This is a genomic window from Pseudomonas sp. HMWF006 (assembly GCF_003061205.1).
Taxonomy (GTDB): domain Bacteria; phylum Pseudomonadota; class Gammaproteobacteria; order Pseudomonadales; family Pseudomonadaceae; genus Aquipseudomonas; species Aquipseudomonas monsensis.
In genome coordinates this window covers 6,513-11,133 of the sequence record NZ_QAIU01000193.1, presented here as the reverse complement: position 1 = coordinate 11,133, position 4,621 = coordinate 6,513, and the positions used below count along the sequence as shown (strand labels likewise).

Annotated in this window: 5 protein-coding genes; 2 read left to right on the top strand and 3 right to left on the bottom strand. The window is 59.0% G+C overall.

Annotated elements, in window-relative coordinates:
• From DBR24_RS07640 to DBR24_RS07630, 3 genes are all read right to left on the bottom strand, one after another.
• Positions 1-301, bottom strand: a 301-nt coding sequence (locus tag DBR24_RS07640; protein WP_128614396.1) for a multidrug transporter, incomplete at its 3' end; no start/stop codon positions are given.
• 70 nt (positions 302-371) lie between these two features.
• A complete protein-coding gene (gene mutM / locus DBR24_RS07635; protein ID WP_025112080.1) occupies positions 372-1,184 on the bottom strand; it encodes a bifunctional DNA-formamidopyrimidine glycosylase/DNA-(apurinic or apyrimidinic site) lyase in 813 nt (270 codons plus the stop codon).
• A 12-nt stretch (positions 1,185-1,196) separates the two neighbouring features.
• The gene (locus tag DBR24_RS07630) at positions 1,197-2,009 is read right to left on the bottom strand and encodes an HDOD domain-containing protein (protein WP_177490471.1); all 813 of its coding nucleotides are present in this window, start codon (positions 2,007-2,009) and stop codon (positions 1,197-1,199) included.
• A gap of 228 nt (positions 2,010-2,237) precedes the next feature.
• On the opposite strand from DBR24_RS07630, the gene DBR24_RS07625 reads away from it, so the two are divergent.
• Positions 2,238-2,777 (top strand): type 1 glutamine amidotransferase domain-containing protein, encoded by a 540-nt coding sequence (locus DBR24_RS07625; protein WP_128614395.1) that lies wholly within the window; start codon positions 2,238-2,240, stop codon positions 2,775-2,777.
• A 172-nt stretch (positions 2,778-2,949) separates the two neighbouring features.
• Entirely contained in the window at positions 2,950-4,146 is a 1,197-nt protein-coding gene (locus DBR24_RS07620; protein WP_093429813.1) for a class I SAM-dependent rRNA methyltransferase, read from the top strand.
• Positions 4,147-4,621: the final 475 nt, after the last annotated feature.

The window sequence follows — 4,621 nt, the reverse complement described above, 5'->3', positions numbered from 1 at the left end:
CCCCGACACACCCCAGACACCGCACAAACGCTGCCCTCGCCGGGTCAACCACCAGCGCCTGCCCTGCCTCGCCAATTCCGCCACCCAGCGCGGTAAACGGCAACGACACCACAAACGCCCCCGCACCGATTACCGTCGCCACCACCAGCAAAGGTCGGGCGATCAGCAAGTCGCCAAGCATGGCGTAGGCCGGTGGGTTCTGGATGGTGTAACGCGGATCACCGCTGCCGGTTTCCGTGGCCTCGACAGCCAGACTGGAACACAGCAGCAGTGCGGCACAGAGGACTTGCAGGGATTTCATGGCACGATCCTTCGGGCTAGGCAGTGAGACAACTCACTATAGACCGTAGGATGTTTTCGAACGGTTTACCTCAGCTCTGACAGCGCGGGCAGAAAACACTGGCGCGCTGACCGAGCTTCACTTCCCGCAGGCCGGTGCCGCAGACCTTGCAGTGTTCACCGCCACGACCATAAACAAACAGCTCCTGCTGGAAGTACCCCGGTTGCCCGTCACCGCCAATGAAATCACGCAACGTGGTGCCGCCGCGCTCGATGGCGGCGGCGAGGATGCGTTTGATCTCGATCGCCAGCTTCAGATAACGCGCCCGCGAGATGCTCTTGGCTTCGCGGCGTGGATCGATGCCGGCAGCGAACAGCGCTTCGGTCGCGTAAATGTTGCCGACCCCGACCACCACCGCGTTGTCCATGATGAACGGTTTGACCGCCATCGAACGCCCGCGCGACAGCTGGAACAGGCGCTCGCCGTCGAACAGATCGGTCAATGGCTCCGGCCCGAGGCGAATCAGCAGTTCATGATTGAGCGGATCGGTGCTCCACAGCATTGCACCGAAGCGTCGCGGATCGGTGTAGCGCAAGGCCAGCCCGGATTCCAGCTCGATATCGACATGCTCATGCTTGAGCGCCGGCAAGCCGACCTCGACCAGGCGCAGGTTGCCCGACATGCCCAAATGACTGATCAACGTACCGACTTCGGCGTTGATCAACAGGTACTTGGCGCGCCGCTCGACCAGCACGATGCGCTGCCCGGACAGGCGCACATCGAGGTCTTCGGGGATTGGCCAGCGCAGCCGGCGGTCACGCACGATGACCCGGCTGACCCGCTGGCCTTCCAGGTGGGGGGCAATGCCCCGGCGGGTGGTTTCGACTTCCGGCAGTTCAGGCATGGCGTCCTCGGATCAATGCGCGCCGAGGTCGCGAATCGTTTGTTTGAGCGTTTCGAAGTCGTAGTCCGACAGGCCGACGTAATCGAGAACCAGCGCACCGATGCTGTTCCACTCCTGGTCTTCGGCCTGGTTGCCGAGCACCCGGTACGACGCGCAGATGTGCTCGGCCATTTTCAGGATCGCCAGCAGATTCTTCATCTGGCTGTTGCGCGAGGACTCGTCGCTGAAGATCGCCAATGCATTGTGGTGATTGGCAATCGCCGAACTGACGTGCTCCGGCAGACGCCACGACTTGGCGGTGTAATAACCGACCACCGAGTGATTGGTGTTGAACTCGGCATTTTCGGTGTCCACCACGCGGCACTCGGCGCTGGCATTGGCGTAAGCCTTTTCCAGCACCGACATGTAGTTGGGGAAGCGTTGCAGCATCAACGGCACGCCACAATCGTGGAACAGGCCCAATGCATAAGCCTCGTCGCCAGCCTGGGTGCCCACACGCTTGGCCAGGGTCAGGCAGGTCATGGCCACGTCCTGGGCAGTGTCCCAGAAGCGGTTGAGGGTGACGATGGTGTCGTCGTTCATCTCGCCCTTGATCGACTGTGCGTTGATCAGGTTGATGATCGAACGACTGCCCAACAGGTTCACCGCGCGCTGGATCGAGGTGATCTTGTTGCTCAGGCCGTAATAAGGCGAATTGACGATTTTCAGCAGAGAACCTGACAGGCCGGGATCCTGGGCGATCAGCTTGGCGATCACCTCCAGGTCCGGGTCGGGCATGTACTGCTCCATTTGCAGATCCACCATGATCTGCGGCTGCGCCGGCACGCTGATGCCTTGCAGGGATTGTTGAATCTGTTCGGTGGTCAGCTCTTGGGACATAAGTACACACTCTGGGACAGGCGGCGATTCTAACCTCTAAAAACCGCTCGACGACACACCAGTGGGCAATTGTCAGGAACTTTCATTCCCGCACCGGCTTCGGAGTCTGTAAGGCCCGATGGACGATTGCAGTCCATTGCGGCGGCAATTTCCCGACGATTCAGGAGCTTAACGATGGCTACTTCTCTCAGCGGCAAACGCGTCGCCATTTTGGTAACAGACGGTTTCGAACAGGTCGAACTGACCGGCCCCAAGCAGGCCCTGGAACAGGCTGGTGCTCAGGTCGACATTCTTTCCGCCGAGGCCGGCAAGGTCAAAGGCTGGAACCACGACAAACCGGCGGACGACTTTAAAGTCGACCAGACGTTTCAAGGCGCCAGTAGCGAACAGTACGACGCGATCGTCCTGCCGGGCGGCGTGCAGAACTCCGACACCATTCGTATCGACCAGGACGCCCAGCATCTGGTCAAGACCGGCGCCTCAGCCGGCAAGCCGATTGCGGTGATCTGCCATGGCGGCTGGTTGCTGATTTCCGCCGGGCTGGTCAACGGCAAGACCATGACCAGCTACAAGACGCTCAAGGATGACCTGGTGAATGCCGGGGCCAACTGGGTCGATAAAGAAGTGATCAAGGACGGTCACCTGATCAGCAGCCGTCAGCCGGATGATATTCCGGCGTTCAACAAGGAGCTGATTGACGCGCTGTCTGCGTAGCTCTCAGGACTGCCTTCGCGAGCAAGCTCGCTCCCACACTGGTCTGTGCCGGTCATAAATCCCCTGTGGGAGCGAGCTTGCTCGCGAAGAGGTCATCTGCGTTTCATCGCACTCCAATCCCGGCACCAGCCCCAACACGGTATACTCCCGCTCTTTTTTCCGGAGCGACGTCATGTCCCTGCCTAGCTTGCGCCTCAAAGCCAACGCCGACCGTCGCCTGCGCGCCGGCCATCTGTGGGTCTACAGCAACGAAATCGACGTGGCGGCCACGCCACTGCACGGTTTCAATGCGGGCGACCAGGCCATCCTCGAAGCCGCCGGTGGCAAGCCGCTGGGCATCGTTGCGATGAGCCCGAACAACCTGATTTGCGCGCGCCTGCTGTCGCGCGACATCAAGGTTGCCCTGGACAAGTCGTTGCTGGTGCATCGCCTGAACGTCGCCTTGTCGCTGCGCGAGCGCCTGTTCGACAAGCCGTTCTACCGTCTGGTCTACGGTGATTCAGACCTGCTGCCAGGCCTGGTCGTTGATCGTTTCGGCGACATTCTTGTGGTGCAGATCGCCTCGGCGACCATGGAAGCGCATAAAGATGACGTGATCGCGGCGCTGACCCAAGTGCTCAAGCCAAGCGGCATCCTGTTCAAGAACGACTCCGCTGCCCGCGATGCCGAAGGCCTCAACCGCTACGTCGAAACCGTGTTCGGCCTGGTGCCGGAATGGGTTGCGCTGGAAGAGAACGGCGTGAAGTTCGAAGCCCCCGTCATTCAAGGTCAGAAAACCGGCTGGTTCTACGACCACCGTATGAACCGCGCACGCCTGGCCCCCTACGCCAAAGGCAAACGCGTGCTCGACCTTTATAGCTACATCGGTGGCTGGGGCGTGCAGGCGGCCGCATTCGGCGCCAGCGAAGTGTTCTGCGTCGATGCTTCGGCGTTCGCCCTCGACGGTGTCGAGCGCAACGCTGCGCTGAACGGCTTCGCCGACAAGATGACCTGCATCGAAGGCGATGTCTTCGAAGCCCTGAAAGAACTCAAGGCCAGCGAAGAGCGCTTTGACGTGATCGTTGCCGATCCACCGGCCTTCATCAAACGCAAGAAAGACATGAAAAACGGCGAAGGCGCCTACCGTCGTCTGAACGAGCAAGCCATGCGCCTGCTCAACAAGGACGGCATCCTCGTCAGCGCTTCGTGCTCGATGCACCTGCCGGAAGACGACCTGCAGAACATCCTGCTGACCAGCGCCCGTCACCTGGATCGCAACATCCAGTTGCTGGAACGTGGCGGTCAGGGGCCGGATCACCCGGTACACCCGGCCATCGCCGAAACCCGCTATATCAAGAGCATCACCTGCCGTCTGCTGCCAAACAGCTGATCGACACCGGGGAGCCAACAGGCTCCCCGTTTACTTTATGCCGTTCTCCGGCACTCTTTCCGCGAGTGCTGTCCATCCTCGACACTCGCGACTTCCTACATTTTCTTTCCTGAATACATGCAGGACATTTCCTTACGTCTTTTAATTATTAAAAAACACCCTACAACTCTAATCCTCGCTAAAGATCGCTCCGACAAAATTACTGGAATATTCCTACTTAATATCCTCTTGCGAATAATCCATTACAAACTATTATGAAGTTGTCACCACGAGGTGACTTAACTAAATCGAACAAGGAGTTCACATCATGAAAAGTATTTCTCTGGAAACAAACAAACTCGCAAACCTGGCTTTTCTGGTTGCCCATAAAACCCGCTAAGTAAGTCAGGACGCCGGGAAGTGCCGGCACCCGGCGTCCTTATCGTTTTTATCCAGAGTGAAGCCACTTCATGCACATCAATCCTTACCTGTTTAT

Coding starts and splice junctions, on each gene's coding strand:
- mutM (WP_025112080.1), bottom strand. CDS start 1,184: ATGCCTGAACTGCCGGAAGTCGAAACCACCCGCCGGGGCATTGCCCCC.
- DBR24_RS07620 (WP_093429813.1), top strand. CDS start 2,950: ATGTCCCTGCCTAGCTTGCGCCTCAAAGCCAACGCCGACCGTCGCCTG.
- DBR24_RS07625 (WP_128614395.1), top strand. CDS start 2,238: ATGGCTACTTCTCTCAGCGGCAAACGCGTCGCCATTTTGGTAACAGAC.